Below are 24,791 nucleotides of genomic sequence, written 5' to 3'. Positions count from 1 at the left end.
GCCGTCACCGGCCCGCCCGGCCCGGCCCGCCGCCCGGCCCGGCCGCCGCTGGGCGCTCCCGGGGTCAGACGCCGCCCCCGCAGCCGCCGCAGCCCCCGCACCCGCTTCCGCAGCCTGACCCGCCGCCGCAACCGGAGGACCCGCCGCACCCCGAGGAGCCACCACAGGCGGACGCCCCGCACCCGTGACCCGAACCCGAGTCGCCGCCGGAGGCGCCGCACCAGCCGCCGACACCGGCGCCGCCGTCGCCGGACTGCCACCCGGCGCCCGACGCCGCCTGGACCTTCAGGGCCTCCTCCTGGGTCGAGGCGGTCAGCAGCGCCGTCTGGAGCGCCGGATCCGCCACCGCCACCGCGCCGTTGACCGCCACCGCGCCGAGGACCGTCAGGCCCGTCACCAGCACGACCTCCGGTGCGACGTGCGCCCGCACCGTCTCCGTCGAGCGGTCGGTCGAGGCGCCGAGTCGGTGGAGTTCGCGGCGCACCCAGCCCGGTACCCGGTCGCGCCCGGGGCCGACCAGCCGGACGATCAGCGTCATGAGCGCACCGGCCGCGACCACGATCAGCAGCGCCCACCAGCTCGGCCGGGGTGCGGAGCCGTCGACCAGGGCGACCGCACCGGCGACGGCCGCCACCAGGACGGGGGCGAGCGGCGCGGCCAGCAGGACCTGCCGGCTCCGGGTGTAGCGGCGTCGCAGCGAGCGGCTGATCAGCAGTCGGTCCGCCTCCAGTCGGTCGCCGATGCCCTGCACGGCGGCGCTCCGCGCGACCTCCGGCCGCAGCCTGGCCAGTTCCGCGCGCCGCAGTGGACCGGTGGCGTCGATCACTGCCTGTTCGACCGGGGTGGCCGCCGCGGTGCCGGCGTCGAGGTCGGCTCTCGGGTCGGCGGCGGTGAGGGTGACCTCGCCCGCACGGGAGATCACCAGCCGCCCCTCGCGCTCCATCCCGACCAGGACGGTGTCCACCACCCGGCCCGGTCCGCCGGCCAGGAAGGCCACCTCGACCAGCGACAGCTCCCGGCCGATCACACCCGCCCGCTCGACGGCGTTGTCCCTCGCCATCGCGCCCCCGACGCCGATGAGCCAGGCCGCCAGCGTCAGCCCGGCCGCAGTCCAGAAGTACGTGTCAAGCCACATTCGCCGGCCCCCCTGCCGCGGCGCCTTGCGCGCCCGTCAGGTGAGGGTCCCGCCACCAGCCTTTCACCGCAAGGGCTTTGGGCCTCCGAGGGTGTGCTCAGCGGTCGCCGCCCATGCGCCGGATCAGCCCACTGCGCTCGGCCTCCTCGCGCAGATCCCGTTGCGGGTCGTCGCGGTTGCCGCGGTCGCCCCGGGCGGCGGCGGTACAGAGGGCGAAGACCAGCAGGGCGCTGGCGGCCACGGCGAGGATGCCGAGTGCGGTCAGGACGCGGAGCCAGGTCACGGCAGGTGCCTCCGGAGGGCGGTGCGAGGGGAGTTGTGCCGGGAGTATCGGCAGGACGCCCCACATGGTCGAGCGTCTACGGGCGGTTCCGCCGGGCGCCCGCCGCCGGTGTGGGAGCACGCGCGGGCGGTCGAGGCGTCGGCGGCGCGCACCACGTTTTGGCCTGCGCCCCCGGCGCTCCCGTGCGCCTCCCCGGCGGGGGTTCCCCTCCGGCCGGTCCGGGCCGGTCGTCACGGGCCGGCCTGCCCTTCCGCACCCCGGAGCGGTGCCCTCCCGGCCCTGGCCCCGGGGCGTCCGCCGGCGGGAGAATCGCGATCTGTGCATGACATCAGTGCCCGAGACGCGCAGGCCCAATGCTTGAGAGTGCATCAGCCCTAATTCCCTGAAGGGGAGTTGGCACTGCGCAGGATGACAACAATCAGCTCGGCGATGCAGGACCTGCCCGTCTCCTTCCATCTCGGACAGGGAGTACCATGCCTCATTCCTCTCCTCGTGGCGTCCGCAGCGGGCCAGGGCGATGGCGTCGCCGGCTGACGCACCTCGTGGCACTCGGCGTCGCCGTGAGCGCGACACTGCTCATGCCGGGCCCCGCCACCGCGGCCGGATCGGTGTACACCGACGCCGTCGAGCTCGGGTCGACGACGCGGGCGGACTGGATGAACACCATCGCCGGCGGGACGCCGCTCTCGGCGCTCTCACTGCCGGGGACCCATGAGACGCTCGCCATCCACGGCATCGAACTGACGAAGACCCAGCAGGACTTCGGCGACAGTGCCGACACGCTCGCCGCACAGTTGGAGCGGGGGATCCGTGCCGTCGACATCAGGGTGCGCGTCACCGAGGGCAGGTACTTCACGGTTCATCATGCGGTGCAGTACCAGAACGCCAACTTCGACGACGTCCTGACCAAGGCGCAGGCCTTCCTCAGGCAGCACCCGAGCGAAACCGTCGTGATGCGCCTGAGGGCCGAATGCCCTCGCCCGAAGGGTGGCAGCACCGACTGCACCAACGATCCGTCGACGGTGGACAGCAGAGCGGTCGAGGACATCTTCCGTGGCTATGCCACCTCCTCCGCATATCCCAACCTCTTCTACGCCCCGTCGATCGTCCCGGGAGCGCCCACGGAGATCCCCACCCTCGCGGACGTGCGCGGCAAGATCACGTTGAGCAACTTCGACAACGTCGACCGCCCGTACGGCATCAAGGCCTTCAACGCCCACACCGAGGACACCTACGCGGACCCGGGAGTCAATAACAAGTGGGACAAGGTCCAGGCCAACATCAAGCAGGCGGTCACCGCCGGCAGTGACCAGATGTTCGTGACCTACACGTCCGCAAGCGGCGTCGGCGCCTCCCCGTTCGCCTACGCGGGCGGCAGTGGATGGGACCCGATCAGGAAGGAACCCGCCGTCCTGGGCATCAACCCCCGGTTGATGCGCTACCTCAACGGCGGTGGGGGGAACGGGCGCATCGGCATCATCATGATGGACTACCCCGGCTGGGCCCTGGTGGAGAACATCATCGCCCGCAACGCCGGGTACGTCGTCAAGGGGGCCCATCAGGCGATCTGGCAGGTCAACGCCGACAAGACCTACGTCGACACCAGGTACGGCCGGTGCATGGTGCGGGGGCCCGAGTTCGACAGTTCCAAGTCCGGCGGGCTGGTCACCCAGCGCGCGTGCCAGTCGACGGCGCCCAGCAGCCACCAGTGGGGCGCCGAGCGCCCCTCGACGTACGACGGCCAGGGCTACTACTGGATCAAGGCCAACAACGGCAAGTGCCTGACGGCCCCCTACAACAACGGCACGCCGCCGCCGGCCGGGACCCAGCTGTACTGGTGGGGCTGCGAGACCCGCTGGTTCTCCGGCAACCAGCTGTGGAACGTCATCCCGACGCCGATCAAGGTCGGGGGCAAGGACACGGGGGCGTACAAGTTCATCAACCAGTGGACGGGCCTGTGCCTGTCGGTGGATCCGGCCACCGCCTCCACGGCCGGCGGCAAGGTGACGCTCGACACCTGCCCGAAGTGACGGCCGCACGCGGGCGCTGAGCTCCACCTCCGCGCTCCGGCCTTCGCGCGAAGCGCCCGAGGGTCGAATCGCCGCGTGGGGAGGAGGGCCCCGGTGCTGCCGGGGACCTCCTCCGACACCGCGACGAAAGGACTCCAGGGTCTCGGGCTCCGAAATGGTCGGCACTCCGGGTTTCCCCGGGTGAGACGGGACAGCGGTCGATGTTGTTATCGTTCCAGGTCGAGTACCGACGGGGATGAGTGAGCACCATGGACAGGCCGACCACGCCGGGCGGGCGGACCGCAGTACGGCAGGGAGCGCAGACGGGGATGGAACCGCGAGGCCTGGTCGACCTCAGGGGCGCGGCCGGGGCGGCGTTCACCGTCCGCTACCCGCCGGGCGCCGTCGTGGTGGTCTCCGGACTCCCCGGCAGCGGCAAGAGCACCCTGCTGCGCCGCTGGTCGGCCCGGTCCCGGGAGGCCGCCACCGTCGACCCCCGGGCCGTCCACGAGGCCTGTGCGGCGGTGATGCCGGCCGCTCTGCCGTACGCGGTCTACCGCCCGTGGGCCCGTCTGGAGCACTTCCGCCTGCTGCGCGCCTCCGTCCGCCGGGGCGGTCCGCTGCTGGTGCACGACTGCGGCAGCCGGGCCTGGATGCGCCGCTGGCTGTCCGGCGCGGCCGCCCGGCAGGGCCGTGAACTGCACCTCGTCCTGTTGGACGTGGGCGCCGAGACCGCGCTCGCCGGTCAGCAGGAGCGCGGTCGCTGGGCTCCGCGCCGTGCCTTCGTCCGCCACCGCCGGGGCCTCGACCGCCTGCTCGTGGCGGTCACCCGGCACGCCCGGGGCGAGGCCCCGGCGCCCACCCCGGAGGCCGCCTCGGTGCTGCTGCTCGACCGGGTCTCCCGGGAGCGCGCCGCCGCCGTTCGCTTCGGTCCGGCAGGGCCCGGCAGCTAGGGACCGGCCGAGGGTCCGCGGTGGGCGGTGGCTCCAGGTTGGGCGTGGTGTCCGGTGGTGCGGCAGGGGAGACTGGGGAGGAAGTGCAAGCAGCAACTGACCCGTTTTCAGGGAGGTCGTCCCGCATGGCCAGCAGTACCGCCACCGAGAGCCCGTGGTTCCGCCGTTTCCACCCCGTCGACACGGCGCCCGCCCGGGTCGTCTGCTTTCCGCATGCGGGCGGGGCGGCGAGTTACTTCCTCGACTACGGCGAGGCCCTCGCGCCGTACGCCGATGTGCTCGCCGTCCAGTACCCCGGCCGGCAGAACCGCTTCGGCGAGCCCGGGATCGACTCGGTCGACACCCTCGCCGACCGCGTGTACGAGGCCCTGCTGCCCTGGGCCGACCGGCCGCTGACCTTCTTCGGTCACAGCATGGGCGCGGCCGTCGCCTTCGAGGTGGCCCGCCGCTTCGACCGCGACGGTGAGGCCGGGCCGGAGCACCTGTTCGTCTCCGGAAGCCGCGCACCCTCCTGGCCCCGGGACTCGGCCATGCACCGGCTCTCCGACGACGGACTGCTCGCCGAGCTGTCCGGGCTCGGAGGCACCGACGAACGGGTCCTGGCCGACCCGGAGTTGCGTGCCGTCATCCTGCCGGCGCTGCGCAGCGACTACACCGCGATCGAGACGTACCGGTGCGCGCCGGACGCCGTCGTGCCCCAGTCGATCACCGCGCTGACCGGGGACGCGGACCCGCGCGCCACCCTGGAGGAGGTCGGCGACTGGGCCCGTCACACCACCGCCGCCTTCGAGTTGAAGGTCTTCCCCGGTGGCCACTTCTACCTGGCCGAGCAGCGGGACGCGGTACTGGGCGTGGTGGCCGCGCACCTCCGGGGGTGAGCCGGCCGGCGGGCGGGCGGTGTCCCGCCCGCCCCGGGGCCGGGCCCGTGCGGCGGTCAGCCGGCCTTGGCGAGGTTCTTCTCGAACGCGGCGAGGTAGTTCGGCAGGTGGTGGTCCTTGATGCCGTCGGTCTCGGGTGCGAACAGGTCCGCGCGCACTCCCTTGGCGCGGTCCTTCAGCCCCGCGAGGAGCGGCATGGCCTCGTGGAGCCTTCCGTCCGCGTCGAAGTGGCGCAGCGCCTCGACGTGGGTGAAGACCGGCTCGGGCGGGAGTTGGGGGACGATGTCGTTGTTGTTGACGAAGCGGTAGCAGCGGTCCCTGAAGGCCGCGTTGTGGGCGCCGGCGAGCAGCCGTTCGCAGGTGCGGGGCTGCCCGAAGGTGTAGACGCCGTCGGGCAGCAGGCGCGGCTCCTCGAAGTACCAGCGGGCGCCGGCCAGCATCGCGAGGGCGCCGCCGAGGCTGTGGCCGGTGAACCAGACGCTCTGGCCGTCGGTGCGCAGTTCCTGGACGGTGTCGCGGATGTCCGGGTAGACGGACTGCAGGGCCTGGTGGAAGCCGTAGTGGATGAAGCCCTTGTCGGCCGGTCCGGGGACGGGCGGGGTGTTGACGTCGGTCAGCCAGTCGTAGATCTTCAGGACCTCGGTGCCCCGGAAGCCGGTGACGATCATGCGGTCGCTGGCCATGACGTAGGCCTGGGTGTCCTCGATCGGGAACGGCATCCGGTGCGTCGACTCGAAGTGCCGGACCTCGTCGAAGCCCCAGGCGCGGGCCTGCGCCTCGATGCCGTCCGGGTCGAGCACGGCCAGCCCGGCGGCCCGGGCCATCCAGTAGGCGTGCGGGAGGGAGTAACGGGTCGTCGAGTGGTCCAGGGCGGGGATGGCCATCGGGGTCCTCCGGGGTACGGGCCAGTGGGTCGCCCAGCAACCTAGCCCCGTGCACGAACGAGCGGGTGCCGGCAGCACCGGCGGTCACCCGGACGGACGCGGGGGCGCGCGATCGGGAGCCCTGCGGCACGCCTTCGGGGGCCTGCGGTGGGCCGGCCGACGTGGGTGCGCGGTCGGTGCGACATCAAAAGTTGACACGGTTGTGACAAGCAGTCACGCGTAAAGCCTTCCCCAAGTGCTCACTGATCTGGCGTGTTGCGTTCAAACTCCGTGCGAACCCCTCACGCACGGGCCGATCGGAGGACACACGTGTCACCCCTGATATCCCGGCGGCTCGGTCGCCCGGCCGCCGCGCTCGCCGTTCTCGCGGCCATGGCGCTGGCCGCTCCCGCCGTGACGGCCACCGCCGCCCCCACCACGGCCGGCGCCCCCACCACGGCCGAGGCGCCCGCTGCCGCGGGCGTGCCGGTCGGCGCGGTGGCACCCGCCGCCGCCACCGCCCCCCAGGCCGCCGCCGGTTGGGCGGCCAGGACCCGCTCCTACCTGGTGATCAGCGCGCCCGCCGACACCGCAGCCGCCAAGAGCGCCGTCACCGCCAACGGCGGCACGGTCTTCGCGAGCTACGACGCGATCGGCGTGATCGTCGCTCACTCCACCTCGGCCGGCTTCGCGGCGGCGCTGCGCGGGGTCGCCGGAATCCAGCTGGTCGGCGCGACCCGCACCTCCGACGTGCCGGCCGACGCGTACAACCCCGCACTGCCCGCCAATCCCACCCAGGCGGCCACCACCCTCGCCGAGTCGAACCGCTGGGACATGACCCAGATCAAGGCCGACCAGGCCTGGGCCGTCACCACCGGCTCGCCCACCGTCAAGGTCGGCGTCCTCGACACCGGCGTCGACGACCAGCACCAGGACCTCGCACCGAACTTCGACGCCGCCGACTCCGTCTCCTGCGCCTACGGCAAGCCCGACACCCGCACCGGCGCCTGGCGCGACGTCGACACCCACGGCACCCACGTGGCGGGCGCCATCGCGGCCGCCACGAACGGCAAGGGCGTCATCGGCGTCGCACCCGGCGTCAAGATCGCCTCGGTCCGGATGGCCGAACCGACCAGCACCCTCTTCTACGCCGAGAACACCGTCTGCGGCTTCGTCTGGGCCGGCGGAACACTCTGTCAGCCGCCATAGCGTTCCATCATGGCCCGCCCCGAACGGAAGCCAAGTGATGTCCGACCTCCCTTCGTCGACCTGTACCTCCGTAAGTCCCGCGTCGTGCGGCACGAAGACCCACGCGATCTGACCTCCATCCAGGCCCAAGAGGACCACGGGCGCGCATGGGCGACCCCCGCGAGGGCTACCGGGTCAGGAAGATCTGGGTGGACAACCTCTCCGCCTGGAGCGACATCGAGCGACCCGAATTCGACAGGGCGCTGGCCGCGACCTGGCCGGCGAGGTCCCGGCGCTCTGGTGCGCCTTCATGGACCGGTTCTCCCGCAAGGGCATCGACGACATCGGCCCCATCCTCGGCAAGGCCCGAGTGATCTTCGACTACGAGGGCCTCGACAGTTCGATCGAGCGCGACCGGCGATGGATCATCGACCGCGCCGAGCAGGCACGTGAGTTCTCCGTGCGGCTCTCCCACAACGTCAAGACGACGAAGGCCGCCATGCGGGCGCGGGGCCAGTGGCCCCAGAAGGCGCCGTACGGCCTTCGGGCCGACGCGGACAGGAAACTCCACCACATCCCGGACGAATGGCCCATCGTGCTGCACATCGTCAGCTGCGTTGCGGACGGCTTCTCGGAACGGGCTGTCGCCAAGGGTCTGAACTCCGGTCCGAACCCGATTCCCGGCCCGGGCGGTGGGCGCTGGCAGGCGAACGCGGTCTCGCGCATCCTGCACAACCCGGTCTACGAGGGCTGGCAGGTTGCCCCACGACGGGGGAAGAGTACGAAGAGCCGGTTCGAGGTCTACCGGGATGCGAATGGCGACCGGGTGAGCGTGCTGGCGAACGGAGTCGAGCCCGTCCCGCACGAACTCATGGCGCAAGCGCGACAGGTGGCCGCGGGCTTCAACTTCCCCAGTCCGGAGCAGACAGCGCGTGAGGGAACGGCGCGCCATGTGCTGACCGGTCTGCCGAAATGCCAGGGCTGCCGGGGCGGCGCGTCCCTGGACTCGGACGGCTACCGCTGTTGGCGCCGGATGCAGGGTGACTTCTGCCCGGAACCGTTGTACGTCACCCGCGCACTTCTGGAGGAGTACGTCTCCGAGGCATGGTTCTCCCGGATGAACGCGGCACAGCCCGACGACCCCCTGCTTCTCATCGCAGCCGAGCGATGGACAGGACTGCAGCAGCCGGAGAACTCGGCCCAACTGGCGGAGTCGATAGCCGCGCTGAAGGCGGCGGAGGAGACCGTCGAACGATTGGTGGCACAACAGGCGGTGGGTCTCTTCGATCCCCCCTTCGACACGCACCTGCCGAGGCTCCAGGCGGAGGCGCGAGCAGCACTGGAGAACGCGAAGCAGCGTGTTGCCGCGGCGACTCCCAAGCGCCTGGACGTCACCTTCCTCCTGGAGGACACGAGGATCCGGAAGGCCTGGGCCGAGGCCGATCTCCCCCTTCGCCGGGAGCTGTTGCGCCTGGTGATCCGTCGAGTCGTGGTCCGCAAGGGCAAGCGGGGCCGGGGCCCGTTCGACGGGTCGGGGCGGGTCGAAATCCACTGGCTCGACCAGGCCGACCCGTGGGTGGCGGCCCTTGGCCAAAGTGCGCTGGAGCAAGCTGCCTGATACCCCTGTGGAGCGTGGCCCCGTCATCGGCGGGGCCACGCCCGTTCGTCGGCGCGGATGCGGCGGAGGAGCGGCTACACGAGTTCGACGGCCGGACCAAACCGGCAGCGCCTCGGAAACTTGTGGCCTTCCCCCGCTCCGAGCCGCTGGAGGTCCTCGTGGTCGCTTGCTCACCGTCCGTCGTTCAGGCGGCTCCCGCTCGAACCGCGGTGTCGGGTCGAAGGAGCCCGGACCGGCACGAGTGCGATCGGCGCATCGAGTTCGGCTGCTCAGCAGGCGGGCATTCGGTCCCCCGAGTGACATGGTGTCTCGCCACCCCAGAGCGGCGTGATGCCGAAGTGCTCTCGTCGTACTTCGGCAGCGTTCCGGAGAGTCGTGTCGTCGGACATCGCTCCGAACTCCACGTGGCCACAGGGCGGGCAGGCCTTCGAGTCCTGCTGGAAGGGCCGGATTCCATCTCCCAGCGGCTGGTTTGGCCGCGACGGCTCGGAAGCACCCACGTCTGCGACGGTGAAGGTCCCGCCGAGCCTCGTGATCCGGAGACGTCGATCTGCCGTTGCGCTCCAACCTCGGAGACACGCCGGTTGGTTGCGCGGTCAGGATTGGGGCCGAAACCGGAGATCTCCGTGACGGTTTTGCTCGCCGATGTGCCTGAGGCCGGCCGGTTCTGCCTGACCACATCGTCCTGGGAGGTCGCCGAGGACCTTCCTCCGCTGATGGAGACTCTGCGTCGGCTTGAGCGGCCGACTCTCTGCGATCTGCGGATTTCCTTGGTTGAGCTCACGACACCGACTGGGGTTGAGGTGGCCTACCGAAGGCCGGTCCTTGCGCTACACCACAGCGTGGATCCGCCGGTGCCAGTTGAGTGAGGAAGCCGGCTCGGCCGTCAGGTGCAGGATCACACGCGAGTTGTGGTGGATCACCGCGACATTGGGGTGCTGGAGCGGGCGAGTGCCCGGGCCTCCCGCAGGACGCGTTCGCGCAGCTCGTGGGCGCCCTCGGGGTCGGCGTCGGCCATCGCAGGGTCGGACGGGCGGACCTCCTTGAGCGCGACGTCCCGGTGCAGCGCGTTGTCCCGCGCGCGCCAGACCAGGCCCATGCCCCCACCGCCGAGGCGTGCGAGCAGTTCGAAGCGGCCGTCAATGAGCCGCGCCTGCGGCCCCCCAGTGTTCATGGCGCACATCGTAGAGGTCCCCACCGAGCCTCCCCCGGGCCACCGGGGTGGACGGCGACGGCCGGGCCGTTCCGCTCGATCAACGACGCGGACCGCGGGGGCCGGCCTGATCCACGCCGCGTTCCGTTCCGGGCCGGGCCGGGAAGCGCCGCTCCTGCGGCGACGGCGCAAACGGCCCCAGGGTCTACGACTGGGCGCGCGTCGAGGTCCGGCCCTGGCACCGCCCGGACCGGCGGCACTGGGTCCTGGCCCGCCGCGGCATCGCCGATCCCACACGGATCGCCTACCACATCGCCTACGCGCCCTCCGATGCCACGCTGAACGAGCTGATCGCCGTCGCGGGCGCCCGCTGGGCGATCGAGGAGTGCTTCCAGAGCGCGAAGGGCCAGTGCGGCCTGGACGACTACCAGGTCCGCCGCCACCAGGGGTGGTACCGCCACATCACCCTCATGGCCGCTCACGCCTACCTCACCGTTCTGCGGGCCCAACACCTCGAAAAGGGGACGGACCCGATCGAACGCCAGAGCTGATACCGCTCACCGTCCCCGAGGTCCGCCGGCTGATCACCCACCTGACCCGACCCGTCCGCCGCACCGCCGACCACGTCCTGCACTGGTCCCGCTGGCGCCGCCGACGCCAACACCAGGCCCGGACCAGCCACTACAAGAGACGAGGCCACAGCCCAAGAGCTGAGGCCTCGTCACGGCAAGCACCGTTGCAGTACTAGAAGGTGAGGTTCCAGGCGTCGATGGTGCCGACGTCGCCCGCGGCGCCGTCCTTGACGCGGAGCTTCCAGGTGCCGTTCGCCGCGCTCGCGGCGGCGTTGACGGTGTAGGTCTTGGCGACGTCGTCGGCGCTGTCGCCGTTGGGGAAGTCCTCCAGGAGGTAGACCGTGCCGTCGGGGGCGACCAGGGAGATGACCAGGTCACCGCGGTAGGTGTGCTTGACGTCCACACCGACCTTGAGGGTGGCGGGGGCGGTGCCGCTCACGCCCGTCACGGTGATCGGGCTCTCCACGGTGGTGTTGTCGGTGATCGCCACGTCGGCGAGGTTCTCGAAGTACTTGCCGGCCGGCGGGGTGGAGCCGACGGCCTTCAACGCGTCGACCTGGCCCTCGCCGAAGAAGGCGTTGTTGGCGGTGGTGCCGGTGCAGCGGCTGTCCGAGGCCGGGCAGGCCAGGTCGTTGGCCTGGGTGGCGAGGCGGGCCCGGATGTCGGCCGGGGTCAGCGACGGGTTGGTGCTCGCGATCAGCGCGGCCACGCCGGTGACGTGCGGGGAGGCCATCGAGGTGCCGCTCTTGGTGCCGTACTTGCCGCCGGGCAGGGTGGAGTAGACGCCGGTGGCGCCGTCCCCGCCTGGTGCCGCGACGTCGATGACGCCCCGGCCGAAGTTGGAGTAGGAGGCCTTGCCGCTGCCGCTGCCCGTGGCAGCGACGGTCACCACGCCCGGAAGTTCGGTGGGGATGTCGAGGCAGGCGTTGCTGATGGTCCGGGTGACCGGGGTGGAGTCGTTGGGGCTCTCCGAGTCGGTCGTCTTGTTGGCCAGGTCGTAGTTCGAGTTGCCGGCCGCGGCGACCTGCAGCGAGCCCTTGCCCTCGGCGTACTCCTGGGCGCGCTTGACGCCCTCGATGATGGCCGCCTGGTCGAGGTCGTTCGGGCAGTTGAACTGCCACGGGTCGGTGTAGTAGCTGTTGTTGGTCACCTTGAAGCCGCGCTCACCGGCCCAGACGAAGCCGCAGACGGTGTTCTCGGCGTAGAAGAGGGTGCTGGTCGGTTCGGCTATCCGGACCGAGGCGATCTTGACGCCGGGTGCGACGCCGATGACGCCCTTGCCGTTCTTGGCGGCCGCGATGGTGCCGGCGACGTGGGTGCCGTGGGTGTCGACGTCGCGCCAGGCGCCGGTGCGGGTGTCGGGCTTGCCGTAGGCGCAGGAGACGGAGTCGGCGGCGTCGAAGTTCGGTGCGAGGTCCTGGTGTTGGTCGTCGACGCCGGTGTCGAGGACGCCGACCTTGACGGTGGGCGAGCCGGTGGTGACGGCCCAGGCCTGGTCGGCCTTGATCTGGGTCATGTCCCAGCGGTTGGACTCGGTGAGGGTGGTGGCCGCCTGGGCCGGGTTGGCGGGCAGTGCGGGGTTGTACGCGTCGGCCGGCACGTCGGAGGTGCGGGTCGCGCCGACCTGCTGGATGCCGGTGACGCCGCGCAGGGCGGCGGCGAAGCCGGTCGTGGTCGAGTGGGCGACGATGACGCCGATCGCGTCGTAGCTGGAGAAGACCGTGCCGCCCTTCGCGGCGACGGCGGTCTTGGCCGCGGCGACGTCGGCGGGCGCGCTGATCACCAGGTAGGAGCGGGTCCCGGCGGCCCAGCCGGCGGCCGCGGCGCGCGGGGCGGCGGCGGGGGCGCCGGCCGCGGGGGCTTCGGCCGCGACCGGGGCGGTGGGGGTGGTGGGGGTGATGGTCGCCGGGGCGGCGGTCGCGAGTGCCGTTGGGGTGGCGAGCGCCGTGGCCGCGAGCACGGCGAGAGCGGCAGCCGGGCGGCCCAGCCGCCGGGATATCAGGGGTGACACATGTCCTCCGATCGGCCCGTGTGTGAGGGGATCACACGGGGGTTGAACGCAACATGCCAGAACAGTGAGCACTTGGGGAAGGCTTTACGCATGACGACTTGTCACAGCAGTGTCAACATTTGATGTCGCGCCCGGGGCCGGCTGATGCTCCGGTCCGTGTCCAAGTCACGAACCGATATCTGGCCGTTATCTTTGGCCGGCGCCGCCCAGCTCGACACGCTGTCGCAGAGCATCGAGGACGGTCGACTGCACGGCCGCCGGTGAGCACCGTCGGCCCAGGGCGGGCACACAGGAGCCGTAGTGCTCGGCATCGACGAGCGCCGTGCGGTCAACGTTCCTGCCAACTCGTCCTTTCCAGCTTGGCATTCAGGCGCTGCAGTGCCTCGGTGGTGTGCTCGGTGCTCTCCGACAGGTTGACGCGCAGGTGCTGGTCCGGAAACAGTGCCTGCCACGCGGTGGCCGTGCCGCCCTGGAGCATGGTGGGGTTGAGGCGGAGCCCGTTCATCCCGCACTGGCGGACCCAGGCCAGGAAGTCCGGACGTGGCCACCGGAGACTGGGGAAGGCCGAGTACCCGGCGGCCGGTGCGAGGCCGCTGGGGTAGGTGAGCGGGCTGTCGGGGCCGGCGATCTGTGCGGCGTCGGTGCGGAAGCGGTCGGCCATGGTGGCGAGGTGGGCGTGCACCAGGTTCAGGTCTGCCGTGCTGGGCAGGTCCGGCAGACCATGTTCATCGACGATCTGGCGCGCCATGTGGTGGCGCTTGTCGAGGAGTTCGTCGGGACCGTGAGAGGCGTGGAGGAGGGTCGCGTAGAGGACCATCAGGAGGCTGGCGAGCGGCGAGCCGGTGGGGGAACGGTCGAAGGCGTCTGCGGTGAGGTGGCCCGAAGGGGCAGGTTTCGGGTGATGATCGCGGCTGCGCGCAGGCCGGGGAGGGAGAGGTCCTTGGAGGCGGTCATGATCACCGCGCTGCGGGTCAGGTCGAGTTGCTGCATCCGGTGGTGGATGGCGTGTTCGAGCTCGCGCAGGTCGTGCAGGGCGCCGTACTGGAAGACGATGTCGAGGAGGGTGCAGTCCGCGTCGATGCCGGGGCGGGCGTAGAGCGTGTGCCGGTGACCCCGTTGGGTAGGACGTCCACGAGTGCGCTCGGGTGGCCGGGAGTTGTGCCGCAGTGGTACATGAGCCCGTCGTGGCGGTAGTACCGCTCGACGGGTGCTCCCCAGCGGGCGGTCGACTGCTCGAAGCCGTAGTAGTTCGGCAGGGGCAGTGTGAGGCTGTGGCCGGTGGTGGCGAGGTGGTTGGTGATCAGGCTGATGGCCTCGGTGCCTCCTTGGACGAAGCTGATGTCCTCCGCGGTCAGCGTCAGGCCGAGGCGTGTGGCGAGCAGGTCGGCGAAGGCTGCCCTGGCGCCGCCGCGGAAGGGGTCGGCGTACCGGGAGAGGCTTCCTCGGGCGGCGAGGCCGTGCAGGAGGTTGGCGAGGTGTCGCCCGACCGAGGGTGCGGGCGGGTAGACGTTGCAGCCCTCGCCGATCTCGAATGCGTCGCGGGGGGTACCCGCGCGAAGCGCAGCGAAGGCCGCGAGGCACTCGGCCTGGGGGGAGAGGGGACGGTGTGGTGCATACCTGGCTCCGTGCGCCTTGTCCGGGGCGCTGGCCGGGTGCCCACCGTGCCGTGCGGACAGACGGAGGTTAGCCGATGCGCACTGTGCGTCGTGCGGCATCGGCCGTGACAGGTGGGGTATCCCATACACCTGCTGCCGCTTCGCGGGCTGGCGTTGGCTGATCGAGGATCAGGCGCACGACGGCTCGCAGGTCGGGCGTGTCGGCAGGGTACGGGCGTTGGACCCATATGGCATCGATTCCGGCTGCGCGGGCGCCGGCGATGTCCGCGTGCGGGTTGTCGCCGACCATCCACATCCGACCAGTGTCCGCGGCGGCCTGCTGCGCGAGGCGAAATGCCTCTGGGCGCGGCTTCTCGTAGCCGGTGTCGGCCGAGTTGACGACCGCTGCCAGGCGCGGAGCGAGCTCGGTGGCGGCAAGGATCGCCGGCAGCTCGGGGACGTGGTTGGAGACGACCACGTGCTGCCAGCCTGCCGCACTGAGGGCGTCCAGGACGTGCAGGGCGTGCGGGTACAGGCTCCAGCGCTGGTGTCGGTGTAGGCGTCCCGGGTGGCGTTCGCGGCGGCCGCAGCGGTGTCGTGGTCCATGCCGAGACCGGTCAGGGCGCGATGGACGACGGCGGTGATGTGGGCCCACCTCTGGTCCGGGGCGGTCAGGTGGAGGTGGGGTTGGTCGGCGTGGTGCCAGGGGAAGCCCGTGGCGAGCGTGTCGTAGAGGTCGCTGAACTGCCACGCGTGGTCGGGGTGGTGCCGGTCGAGGATCTCCAGCAGGCATTCGGCCCAGGTGCCGTGACGACGGTGGCCGAGGGTGCCGTCGAAGTCCCACAGCACCGTGCCGGCTACCGGGCGGCTCACCACAGCCCCAGCATCTCGAGGATCAGAGCGGCTGGCGGCAGCGGGCCGGTGCTGGTGGCGGTGAGCAGCTCGTCGGGCAGGTCGGTCTTGCGGTCCAGGCGGATCATCTCCCGCCAGAGCAGGGCCTTGTCCCATTGGTCGGCCCAGCGGGACCTGATGTCCTCGGCCGGGATCTGGTCGAGGTAACGGCCGTCGGTGAGCAGGCGAGCGGCGGTCTTGGGCCCGATGCCGCGCACGCCGGCGATGTGGTCGGACGGGTCGCCGGTCAGGGCCCGGTAGTCCGGCCATTGGGCGGCGGTGACGCCGTAGCGGGTCAGGACGTCGGGGCCGGCGGTGTAGCGGCGGTGCTCGGCCAGCATCGTGTTCAGCACGCGTACCTGTGGGTCGTCGAGAAGCTGCAGGAAGTCCTTGTCCGCGCTCATCACGTCCACCCGCCGCTCGTCCTGGCGGGCGAGGGTGGTCAGCGAGGCGAACCCGAAGACGCCGGTCCGGTCCTCGCTCTTGTCGTGACTGAGGATGCGGGCGGGGAACCCGTACCAGGACCGGTAGAGGAGGTTGTGGCCGTCGATGAGAAGCAGCGGTGGGGGCGTCATCGCAGGGCCTCCAGGGAGTCGTGCTGGCTGGGGGTGGCCTGTGACCGCGGCGGACGGGTACCCGTGACCGGATGGGCACCGAGTCTACCGGCCGAGCCCTCCCCGTTCGTGAGGTAGCGGCGGGCCAGCAGCGCCGCGATCCTGCGTTATGTTGCGCTCGGCCACCACCCTTCCTTCGGCGGTCTGGTGAGAGCACAGTGGCCGAGGGCAGGAGTGAACTCCCGCCGGCGGCGTGTGTTGGGTGTTCAGGTAGAGGCAGCAATGGTCAGAGCGACTTTACGGGTGGCCGGAGGCGGTGCCGAGCTGCTGCGGATCGCCTTGCCTTGCCAGTCGATCATCGAGAGCAGCATCCGGGTAGGCGCCTCCGCGATTACGCCGTGCGCATGGCCGGGGCAGTGCCGACGGGTCCGGTGTTGCGGGAGTGCTACGACGCCCGCCGCCGGTCTGGCAGGCCGGACTGGGGGCCGACGCGTTGTGCGGGGCCTACCGGCAGGTCTTCGAGACGGCGCTGGCCGCGTCGGGGTCGATGACGGTGCAGGAGCTGACCCGGGCGCTGGGACGGGACGCCTCGCGGTTGAACGAGGTGGAGAAGGTGCGCCATCGTGCCTACGCGCTCCAGGCGCGTGGCTGGCTCCCTCGTGAGCGGGGCCTGTTCAGGCCGGCCGCGGGTCCAGGCGGTCGGGGCGAAACTCCGACCGGTGCAGACGCTCTTTCGCCAGTTTCCGCCTCGGCGTGATCAGGCCGGCCCACCACACCATCTGCGCGTGATGCTCGAGACAGCGCTCGTGGTCGCGGTTCAGGCGCCGGGCCCGTGAGAGCCCTCGTCCTCAACCGAATCTGGAAATGATCACCGCTGAGAAAACGCCACGGCTTCGCTGTTCTTCCTCGGCGTGTTCTTCGCCGAGCAACTCCTGAGGTGTTTGACTCGTGGGCATGACTAAGCTCAATGACGCGGCCCTGTTCGGCAACCGGTTCTTGACCGCGCCGGCTCCCTCGGAGACCTTTCCCGAGGAGGGCATGACCGCGACGGACGCTATGCGGCTGGTGGGCGAAGACCTCGCGATGGAGGGTGACCCGCAGCGCAACCTCGCCACGTTTGTCACCACGTGGATGGAGCCGGAGGCGCAACGGATCATCGCCGAGAATCTCCACCGCAACTTCATCGACCACGCGGAGTACCCCATTTCCGCCGAGATCGAGCAGCGTTGCGTGCGCATGCTCGCCGACCTCTTCCACGCGCCGGGCGACACGACCGGATGTCGGACGCAGGGTTCGTCCGAGGCGATCATGCTCGGAGCGTTGTCACTGAAGTGGAAGTGGCGGGAGCGCCGGCAGGCGGCCGGCCTGTCGGTCGACCGGCCCAACCTGGTCTTCGGCGGGGACGTCCACGTCGTGTGGGAGAAGTTCTGCCGCTACTTCGACGTCGAACCACGGATCGTGCCGCTCGCCGAGGGCAAGTACACCATCGGCCCGGAGGACGTGGAGCCCCACCTCGACGAGAACACGATCGGTGTCGTCGCGGTCCTCGGCACCACGTTCACCGGCCACAAGGACGATGTCGTCGGGATCGACAAGCTCCTGCGGGACATCCGCACGAAGCGGGACCTCGACATCCCGATCCACGTCGACGGAGCCAGCGGCGCGTTCGTGTGGCCCTTCCTCTACCCGGACTCGAAATGGGACTTCCGCCTGGAGCAGGTCCGCTCCATCAATGTCTCGGGACACAAATACGGCCTGGTCTACCCCGGCATCGGCTGGCTGATCTTCCGCGAGAAGTCCGACCTCGCCGAGCACCTCGTGTTCCAGGAGAACTACCTGGGCAAGACCGACGCAACGTTCACGCTGAACTTCTCCACCGGCGCGTCGATGGTGCTCGCGCAGTACTACAACTTCGTCCGGCTCGGACGCCAGGGCTACACCTACGTCATGAAGATGATGCAGGAGAACGCCCGCGCACTGGCGGAGAACCTGCGAAGCAGCGGCCGCTTCGAAGTGATCGGCAGCGACCTCGAACAACTGCCGCTGGTCGCTTTCCGCCTCGCCGGGAAGCACGCCTACGACGAGACTGACGTGGCCTGGCAGCTCTCGGCCGAGCGCGGCTGGATGGTGCCGGCGTACACACTCCCGCCCAACGCGGAGAAGGTGAAGATCATGCGTGCCCTGGTCAAGGAAACCCTGAGCCGTGAGCAGATCGACCGCCTCGGCCAGGACATCGCCGACGCGTGTCGCACTTTGGACACCAAGGGGGCGACCCACGAGACCGAGCGGGCCCAGATCAAGCGCGGCACCGGCTACTAACGTCCCGAGGACCTCGAACCGTGCACGCGGAAAGTGCCTTCCTGCTGCGGTGACAGAAGCCCTGGGCAAGCTTCATCATTCCCAGTTCAGGAGGCACTTTCGTGTTTCCGTTCAAGATCTGCACAAGGCGGCAAACGAAATGCGCACGCCAGTGGCGCGACGATCACTACCAGGGGCCGCAACACTACGGAGCAGTGTGTACCGGGCGTCACACGACGACCTGTGCCCCCGGACACCCGCCTGTGCCGGTACGACACGTCCAGACCGGCGCGGACGAGACGCGTCTCAGGAGCTACTGACAATGGCATGCGCACGGAGAATCGTGCCTGCGAGCGACTACTTGTGGGGTTGTTGCCAATCGGCTGTCCTCCTTGAAATCACTGCGGCCCCCACCGCGGCGATCGACAGCAGAGCGGCGGCAAGGAACAGCGGTGCTCGCAGGTCGCCGACCCGAAGGAGAAGGCCACCGCAAAACGCGCCGAACACCACGCTCAGTACCGAGGCCAACCCACTGCCCCCACCGAGCCCCTCACCACCAGCCAGTTTCGACTCGGCGGCGGTAGGCGTGAAGCTGAGCGTCGCCGCGATCGTCTTCATGCCCTTCAAGTTGACACGCCGGGTGAGAGCCGCTTGGAATCCCATCCCGCACGCCAGGACGGCGATCGCGGCCAAGCGACGGACCGACGGCACGGAACCCTCTTGCACCCCCCCACAGCAGGGCGACCGTGACAACGATCAATGCCGCCACGACTGTCGAGCTACCGCACAACAACAACCCTCGGTGGCGCGTCAGTGTTCGCACAGCCCTTCCACCCGTGAGACACCCCACGAGGAATGCCCCGATCGCTATAGCGGGCGGGGTGGCCGCCGGTCCCACTCCTGAGAGTCCGAAGCCGACGAAAATGAGATTACCGGCCATGTTAGCAACGAAGATCTTGCCGAGCGCGAGGTAGCTGACTGAATCCACCAGCCCCGTCGCAGTTGTCAACAACAAAAAGAGGGCCGGAAGGGGGCCTTCGGAGCCATGGAAGAAGTTCCGCATAGGGCCATTTCCATCAGGATCATCCCTGTTAACGCCTCCCATCAGCTACGCTCACCTATGAATACACAGCGTACGGTCACGGCCCGACATTACTGGCCACTTAGGGCGACCACATATCCGCGCCTTGTTTCTCACGGGCGTGAGACATGCGCAGGAACTCGCCGAAATGAAATCCGAGATCGTCCCTTATGAACGCCACCAGGATTATCGATGGGCTCCGCGAAGCCTGTCCCGGCGTCCGCAGCCAACCGACAGCCGTGGCGTCGGCGGCGGCAACAGACAAGGTGGCGACAGCTGTCGTGCCCATGGGGACACCGTCGCCCAGCACCCCATCTCATAGTGCGGACGCACCCAGCGCACCTCGGCGTAGACGAGGACGACGTACCAGCACACGGACAGCGCAAGCATGGCCAGCATGAGCGGACGCAGAACGTCATGCAGAACGGTGCCACGCCAGGCGGGCACGGCCAGCAACTTCGCCCCGGCGAGCGCAGAGATCGCCAGCGTCCCGCCTGCCACCCACTGGTCACCCGTGCCGGATCGCACCTGACCGAGGTCGAAGCGGCGGAAGGCGTCCGCGTAGAGCGCCAGCCCAAGCACGAAGCAGCCCAGCGTCGGCCAGGCTAGCCACCCGGCCGGAGGCACGCGGCTCCCTGGTCCAACTCCTGCTCAACATCGTGCTGCTGATCGTGGTGGGCGTGCTGATGCTCAGATTCCAACGGGCCGTCTGGCGGCGCATCGGCCGACGCAGCAGGCGCTCGGCCGCAGGTGAAGCCGCCATCCCGCCCGGGGGCCAGCACAAGCGCCCCGTGCGACCGGAGAGAGGCCGGCGAACGGGCGTTCCGACGGGCTGCTGCAGATCGCCCCAGTGGGCGAACGAGCCGGGCGATTCCGCCCGCAGGAACGTGTCGCGCTTGACCGGGCCAGTGCGGCACCGCACGCTCCAGACGAGAGGGCCGGCCGACACCGCAGGCCACCACGACGCCCGCGTCCGAGGATGCCGGCCGGGCTGAGGAGCTCAGGCGTGCAGAAGAGCCGCACCGGACGGCAAGTGACCCTCCGCCACGGCGCGCACAGTGCCGTCATCGTCGAACTGGGCGCCGCGCTGCGGTCGTACCGGGTCGGTGAACGCGCCGTGCTCGACGGATTCGCCGAGCAGGACCGGATCACCGGCGGGCGCGGCCAGATCCTGGTCCCGTGGCCCAACCGGATCCGCGATGGCCGGTACCCCTGGGACGGACAGGACCTGCAGCTGCCGCTCACCGAGCCGGCCGGCGGCAACGCCATCCACGGATTGCTCCGGTGGGCCGCGTGGCGGGTCGTGGAGGCGAGCGACCGCCGGGCCGTCCTGGACGTTCCGCTGTGGCCGCAGCCGGGTTACCCGTTCCACCTCCACGTCAGTGCCGAGTACGTCCTGGGCGAGGACGGGCTCGAGGTCGCCGTCACCGCGCGCAACCTCGACGTGAGCGCCGCACCCTACGGCTTCGGCCAGCATCCCTACGTCACCGCGGGCACCGCGGTCGTCGACCAAGCGGTGCTGACCGTCCCCGCACGGACATGGCTGCGCACCGACGAGCGTGGCCTGCCGGTGGCCGCCGAGCCGGTCGCCGGGACGCCGTACGACTTGCGAACACCACAGACTGTCGGAGCGCTCCAACTCGACACCCCGTTCGGCGACCTCGACCGTGACGCGGACGGGCGGGCGGTGGTCCGCCTGGCCCACCCGTCGGGTGCGTCCGGTACGGACGTGTGGCTCGGTGAAGGCGCCGACTACGTGCAGCTCTACACCGGCGACACTCTCCCGCCGGGGGAGCGCCGTCGCGCGGTCGCCATCGAGCCGATGACCTGCCCGCCGGACGCCTTCCGCAGCGGCACCGGCCTCGTCAGCCTCGGCCCCGGCGAGCGGCACACCGTCCGCTGGGGGATCACGCCGTGGGGAGAGTGACGGCGCCATCATGGCCCCCGACCTGATCCCCGGAACGGGCCATCCGTGACGACGAACCAGGTGCTCATCGGCGTGGGCCTGATCATGGTCCTCGCCGTCGGATCGCAGATCCTGGCGAGGCGCCTGCGCATCCCCGCCCTCATCGTCCTTCTCCCGGTCGGCTTCGCCGCCGGCGCGCTGATCGACGACGTCAACCCCGAGCAGCTGCTGGGGCCGGCGTTCTCACCGCTGGTGTCGCTGGCCGTCGCCGTGATCCTCTACGACGCGGGCCTCGGGCTGGACCTGGCGAGGCTGAAGGGGCACACCCGCCGTGTCGTCGTCCGGCTGATCTGGATCGGCGTCCTGATCACCTGGCTGCTCGGCACGCTCCTCGCCGTACCGCTGCTGGGCATGTCCCGGCAGGCGGCCGTCATGATCGGTGCGATCCTCGTGGTCTCCGGTCCGACGGTCGTCGGACCGCTGCTCGGCTTCGTACGGCCCAAGGACCGGCTCCAGCGCATCCTGACCTGGGAAGGCTCCCTCATCGACCCGGTCGGCGGCATCCTGGGAGCACTGGTCTTCCACTTCGTCGTGGCGACCACTGACCACCACTTCGGCAGCGCGGCGGCGGGCTTCCTGGCCAGTCTGGGTATCGGAGCGGCCGGAGGGGTGGTCGGGGCAGCTCTGCTGTGGGCGCTGTTCCGGGTGCTGCGGCTCGGCGAGGTCCTCGGCACCACGGCACAGCTCGCCGCAGTGATCGGTGTGGCGGCGCTCTGCGATGTCCTGCGCGACGACACGGGACTCATCGCCGCCGTGGTGATGGGCCTGGCCGTAGCAAACCTGCCCGGCTTCGACGTCCCGGCGCGTCGGCCGTTCTTCGAGACCTTGGTCAGCCTGATCATCGGCCTGCTCTTCATCTCGATCTCGGCTACCGTCACCCCGCAGTCGCTGCGCCATGTGGGGCTGCCCGCACTCGGGCTCGCCGCCATTCTGGTGCTTGCCGTCAGGCCGCTGGTCGCGGCGGCCTCCACCCTTGGCACCGACCTGACGCATGGCGAGCGGGGCTTCATCGGCTGGATGGCGCCGCGCGGCATCGTCGCGGCCGCTACCGCATCGACGTTCTCGGCCGGCCTGGTGGCCAAGGGGATCGGCGGCGCGTCGAAGATCCTCCCCGCCACTTTCGTGGTCATCGTCGCGACCGTGACGCTCTACGGCCTGACCGCCGCGCCCGTGGCCCGGCGCCTGGGCGTCGTGCGCCCGTCCCGCTCGCGTCCGCTGCTGGTCGGCGGCGACCCCTGGGTGGTCCACCTGGGTGTGGCCCTGCGGTCGGCGCGGCTGGAGGTGCTGATGTGGGCAGGGGAGAAGGAGCAGCGCGAACGCATCACGCAGGCCGGGATCGAGCTGGCGCCCGGTGAGCTGCTGGCCGCCGCTACCGGTGGTGGCGCCGAACTGGAGGGCATCACGGCGGTGTACTTCCTCACCGCCGAGGACGACTTCAACGTCCTGGCGGCGACGATTCTGCGCGGCAGTGTGGAAGGGACGGTCCACCGACTCAACGCACCGCCCGAGAGCCATGGCGTGGTGGCGCCGTTCATCGGGGGCGAGATCCTGTTCGGGGCGGATATGACCTGGCCGACCTTCTCCCGCAGGTACGAGCAAGGGGCGGCCGTCCTGGCGCAGCCGGCCGGTGATGCCCTGCCGCCCGGCTACCGTCAGCTGTTCCTGGTACGGCGGGACGGCCGCCTCGATCCGGTCACGGAAGGCAACACACCGCTGGCCCGGCCGGGGGACACGGTCGTCCTGCTGGCCCCGGGCGGGCGGCATACCGCGCGTCCATCGGAGTAGGCAGGCCCGACGTCTGAACCTGTCCGGACAGCCGGGCCAACGACGACTCACATGAACCGACTGGATCAACCAGCTGGAGCGCCGACTCGGCTTCCTCACCGACCAGATGTTCCGCCCCGGCCTCCGCCGACGAGCTCCTCGACTCCCTCGCCCGGTTCTGCCGACGGATCTCCGGCCAGGACACTACTGGCCCTGCGCCGTCACCTTGGCCACCTCGTGGGTCTGGGGGGTCCCGCCCTGGTCCTTGAGCTTCGCTGCCACGGCCTCGGTCTCGTCGTCCCAGGTGAGTACGCCCACCGCGGCGTGGCCCGCGTCGAGCTCGCGGCCGATGCGCGCCACGTCCTCGTCGGTCATCTTGAGGCCCTTGTGGAAGAACTCGCCGATGATCCCGCCGGCGGCCCCTCCTCCGAGGACACCTCCGAGCAGGGACACCCCGCCGGTGGGGATCGCCGCGATCAGGCCCAGGGCGACGCCGGCCCCCATGCCGCGCTTGCCGGCCTTCCTCCCCAGCTTGTGCTGCTTGACCTTGCCGTCCTTGTCCTTGACGAGCACGCCGATCGCATCGAGCTTCATGTACTCGGTGGCCTTCTCCCAGCCCTTGAGGGCCTTCGCGGCCTGGTCGGCGGCATCCTCACTGTCGAAGAACGCGAGGACGAGCTGCTGCTTGTCCCCCGCGGAGTCTTCTCTGTCCTCGCGCGGGGTCACGGCGTCCTGTCGCGAGATCCCGTGACGTTCGAGGTAGGCGAAGACCTTCGCGGCGCCGTCGGACTTCCCGTCCAGCTCGGAGCGCATCCAGTCGCGCATCGCGTTCTCATGCGCGAGCAGGTCCTCTCCGAGCGTCTTCAGCTCAGGGGTGCCGGCGCCCTTGCCGAGCTGCTTGAACAGCGGATCGACCTCTTTGGTCTCTTCGACCGTGGCCTTCGCGATCTTTTCGAACGTGCGGTAGTGCCGCGCCAACGCCGCCCCTTCCCGTCCGAGCTTCTCGGCCTCCTCCAGGGTGACGTGAATGCCGGCGTCGTGGGCGAAGGGCTCGCAGTAGTGGGTGTTGAACCACTCCATCGTCGCGCAGGCCGTCATCTCGTTGGCATGCTCGGGATACATCCTGGCGAGTTCTTCGAAGAGGCCCACGCCGAAGAACTCGCCCTCCCATGAGAGCTTCAGGATCGTCTTCTCCGTGTGGCTGCCAGCGAACCGGTGCTTCCCCATGAACGTCATGACATGCCTCCGCTGTGTGTAGCAATAGGTGCTGATGCCACTACCGAGCGTATGAGCGATGCTGAGGGACGCCCACTCAGAGCACCCGACCGTGAACGTCCTGGCCGCTGCTACGAGTGCCACCTGCAGCGTGAGCAGAAGCTCAAGAGCGAAGCTGCCGAGCGCAAGGGCCAGGCAGCCCTCCAGGCCACCGGCGCCAAGCCGCCCGCCGTGCTGGACGGGCCCCTGGGAGGCCGTGAGGGCTCCGCTAGGGAGCTGCGCGAGGACGCCCCGCCGGTCGGGGCGTCGAGTACCCCGACTGCGCCGCCGGGCGCCGCCGGTCGGGCCGGGGCCACCGGGACACCCGATCCATCCAAATCAACGACCCGCGAAGTACGGGACCAGCGCTCGGAGAGCGAGCCGTCGCGGACCCAGGTGTAGCGGTAGTCCCAGTTGCGCTCGCCGCCGACCTGCTCGGGCAGGCCCATGGTGGCCGCGCCCACCGGTGCGCCGGTGGGCGCGTAGGTGAGCAGCTTGAGGGTGATCGCGGAGCGGTTCACCATGCAGTGGCGGCGCCCGGTCGGACCTCGCCCGCGATGCCGGGCTTCGAACACCCCCGGCCGAGTTCCGGAGCGGTCCGCCACCGAAACGGCCGGTGCTGGGACGGTGCCCCAAAGCACCCGGCCGGTGAACGTGCGCCGGTAGGCCACTCCGCGCACAGCGCTGAGCCGGGGGAATGACCTTCGCCGGATCGTCGGGCAGTC

At 70.4% G+C, this 24,791-nt stretch carries 18 protein-coding genes and 5 pseudogenes; 9 read left to right on the top strand and 14 right to left on the bottom strand.

The genetic code is table 11. From position 1 onward, the window contains the following. Positions 1-64 precede the first annotated feature (64 nt). A complete protein-coding gene (locus ACFVYI_RS21505) occupies positions 65-1,135 on the bottom strand; it encodes a TIGR04222 domain-containing membrane protein (RefSeq protein WP_387887891.1) in 1,071 nt (356 codons plus the stop codon). Positions 1,136-1,232: 97 nt separating this feature from the next. After that, complete coding sequence (locus tag ACFVYI_RS21500) at positions 1,233-1,418, bottom strand: hypothetical protein (RefSeq protein WP_387887889.1); 186 nt, start codon at positions 1,416-1,418, stop codon at positions 1,233-1,235. A gap of 560 nt (positions 1,419-1,978) precedes the next feature. Between ACFVYI_RS21500 and ACFVYI_RS21495 the strand changes: the two genes are divergently transcribed. The 3 genes from ACFVYI_RS21495 to ACFVYI_RS21485 all read left to right on the top strand — a co-directional run bounded on the left by ACFVYI_RS21495 (position 1,979) and on the right by ACFVYI_RS21485 (position 5,258). Next, a complete protein-coding gene (locus ACFVYI_RS21495) occupies positions 1,979-3,448 on the top strand; it encodes a phosphatidylinositol-specific phospholipase C domain-containing protein (RefSeq protein WP_387887886.1) in 1,470 nt (489 codons plus the stop codon). 308 nt (positions 3,449-3,756) lie between these two features. Beyond that, entirely contained in the window at positions 3,757-4,380 is a 624-nt protein-coding gene (locus ACFVYI_RS21490) for an AAA family ATPase (RefSeq protein ID WP_387887885.1), read from the top strand. Between the two features lie 125 nt (positions 4,381-4,505). Then, positions 4,506-5,258 (top strand): thioesterase II family protein, encoded by a 753-nt coding sequence (locus tag ACFVYI_RS21485; RefSeq protein ID WP_387887883.1) that lies wholly within the window; start codon positions 4,506-4,508, stop codon positions 5,256-5,258. Positions 5,259-5,314: 56 nt separating this feature from the next. Here ACFVYI_RS21485 and ACFVYI_RS21480 read toward each other — a convergent pair whose 3' ends face one another. Then, the gene (locus ACFVYI_RS21480) at positions 5,315-6,142 is read right to left on the bottom strand and encodes a lipase family protein (RefSeq protein WP_387887881.1); all 828 of its coding nucleotides are present in this window, start codon (positions 6,140-6,142) and stop codon (positions 5,315-5,317) included. A gap of 372 nt (positions 6,143-6,514) precedes the next feature. Between ACFVYI_RS21480 and ACFVYI_RS21475 the strand changes: the two are divergent. Both ACFVYI_RS21475 and ACFVYI_RS21470 read left to right on the top strand, forming a co-directional pair. Then, positions 6,515-7,306, top strand: a pseudogene (locus tag ACFVYI_RS21475) (S8 family serine peptidase); the annotation flags it as partial. 313 nt (positions 7,307-7,619) lie between these two features. After that, positions 7,620-8,927, top strand: coding sequence for a recombinase family protein (locus ACFVYI_RS21470; RefSeq protein ID WP_387887880.1), 1,308 nt, complete (start codon positions 7,620-7,622; stop codon positions 8,925-8,927). Between the two features lie 911 nt (positions 8,928-9,838). Here ACFVYI_RS21470 and ACFVYI_RS21465 read toward each other — a convergent pair. Further along, a pseudogene (locus tag ACFVYI_RS21465) lies at positions 9,839-10,101 on the bottom strand (serine/threonine protein kinase); the annotation flags it as partial. A gap of 125 nt (positions 10,102-10,226) precedes the next feature. Here ACFVYI_RS21465 and ACFVYI_RS21460 point away from each other — a divergent pair. Then, positions 10,227-10,631, top strand: a pseudogene (locus ACFVYI_RS21460) (IS701 family transposase); the annotation flags it as partial. 193 nt (positions 10,632-10,824) lie between these two features. On the opposite strand, the gene ACFVYI_RS21455 reads toward ACFVYI_RS21460, so the two are convergent. From ACFVYI_RS21455 to ACFVYI_RS21430, 6 genes are all read right to left on the bottom strand, one after another. Further along, a complete protein-coding gene (locus ACFVYI_RS21455) occupies positions 10,825-12,612 on the bottom strand; it encodes a S8 family serine peptidase (RefSeq protein WP_387887948.1) in 1,788 nt (595 codons plus the stop codon). 379 nt (positions 12,613-12,991) lie between these two features. Beyond that, positions 12,992-13,480 (bottom strand): hypothetical protein, encoded by a 489-nt coding sequence (locus ACFVYI_RS21450; protein WP_387887877.1) that lies wholly within the window; start codon positions 13,478-13,480, stop codon positions 12,992-12,994. Further along, on the bottom strand, positions 13,480-13,653 hold the full coding sequence (locus ACFVYI_RS21445; RefSeq protein ID WP_387887876.1) for a hypothetical protein: 174 nt from the start codon (positions 13,651-13,653) through the stop codon (positions 13,480-13,482). Before ACFVYI_RS21445 ends, ACFVYI_RS21450 begins: the two co-directional genes overlap by 1 nt. Beyond that, positions 13,635-14,378, bottom strand: coding sequence for a hypothetical protein (locus tag ACFVYI_RS21440; RefSeq protein ID WP_387887874.1), 744 nt, complete (start codon positions 14,376-14,378; stop codon positions 13,635-13,637). The genes ACFVYI_RS21445 and ACFVYI_RS21440 overlap by 19 nt, the downstream gene beginning before the upstream one ends. Then, on the bottom strand, positions 14,347-15,051 hold the full coding sequence (locus ACFVYI_RS21435) for an HAD family hydrolase (protein WP_387887872.1): 705 nt from the start codon (positions 15,049-15,051) through the stop codon (positions 14,347-14,349). Before ACFVYI_RS21435 ends, ACFVYI_RS21440 begins: the two co-directional genes overlap by 32 nt. A gap of 76 nt (positions 15,052-15,127) precedes the next feature. Beyond that, a complete protein-coding gene (locus tag ACFVYI_RS21430; protein ID WP_387887870.1) occupies positions 15,128-15,724 on the bottom strand; it encodes a 5'-3' exonuclease H3TH domain-containing protein in 597 nt (198 codons plus the stop codon). A 933-nt stretch (positions 15,725-16,657) separates the two neighbouring features. On the opposite strand from ACFVYI_RS21430, the gene ACFVYI_RS21425 reads away from it, so the two are divergent. Then, a complete protein-coding gene (locus ACFVYI_RS21425) occupies positions 16,658-18,022 on the top strand; it encodes a glutamate decarboxylase (RefSeq protein WP_387887868.1) in 1,365 nt (454 codons plus the stop codon). A 336-nt stretch (positions 18,023-18,358) separates the two neighbouring features. On the opposite strand, the gene ACFVYI_RS21420 is transcribed toward ACFVYI_RS21425, so the two are convergent. Together ACFVYI_RS21420 and ACFVYI_RS21415 are read right to left on the bottom strand one after the other, a co-directional pair. Next, a complete protein-coding gene (locus ACFVYI_RS21420) occupies positions 18,359-18,712 on the bottom strand; it encodes a DUF1275 family protein (protein WP_387887866.1) in 354 nt (117 codons plus the stop codon). Positions 18,713-18,746: 34 nt separating this feature from the next. After that, positions 18,747-19,064, bottom strand: a pseudogene (locus ACFVYI_RS21415) (DUF1275 family protein); the annotation flags it as partial. 1,024 nt (positions 19,065-20,088) lie between these two features. On the opposite strand from ACFVYI_RS21415, the gene ACFVYI_RS21410 reads away from it, so the two are divergent. After that, positions 20,089-21,009, top strand: a complete 921-nt coding sequence (locus ACFVYI_RS21410; protein WP_387887863.1) for an aldose 1-epimerase family protein — start codon at positions 20,089-20,091, stop codon at positions 21,007-21,009. A gap of 45 nt (positions 21,010-21,054) precedes the next feature. Beyond that, entirely contained in the window at positions 21,055-22,833 is a 1,779-nt protein-coding gene (locus ACFVYI_RS21405; protein WP_387887861.1) for a cation:proton antiporter, read from the top strand. Positions 22,834-23,016: 183 nt separating this feature from the next. On the opposite strand, the gene ACFVYI_RS21400 is transcribed toward ACFVYI_RS21405, so the two are convergent. After that, the gene (locus tag ACFVYI_RS21400) at positions 23,017-24,048 is read right to left on the bottom strand and encodes a hypothetical protein (protein WP_387887858.1); all 1,032 of its coding nucleotides are present in this window, start codon (positions 24,046-24,048) and stop codon (positions 23,017-23,019) included. A 383-nt stretch (positions 24,049-24,431) separates the two neighbouring features. Further along, positions 24,432-24,605, bottom strand: a pseudogene (locus ACFVYI_RS21395) (glycoside hydrolase family 15 protein); the annotation flags it as partial. Positions 24,606-24,791: the final 186 nt, after the last annotated feature.

This window comes from Kitasatospora sp. NPDC058218 (assembly GCF_042882445.1).
GTDB lineage: Bacteria > Actinomycetota > Actinomycetes > Streptomycetales > Streptomycetaceae > Kitasatospora.
The sequence above is the reverse complement of the archived record's forward strand: the minus strand, read 5'-3'. Positions and strand labels throughout refer to the sequence as shown.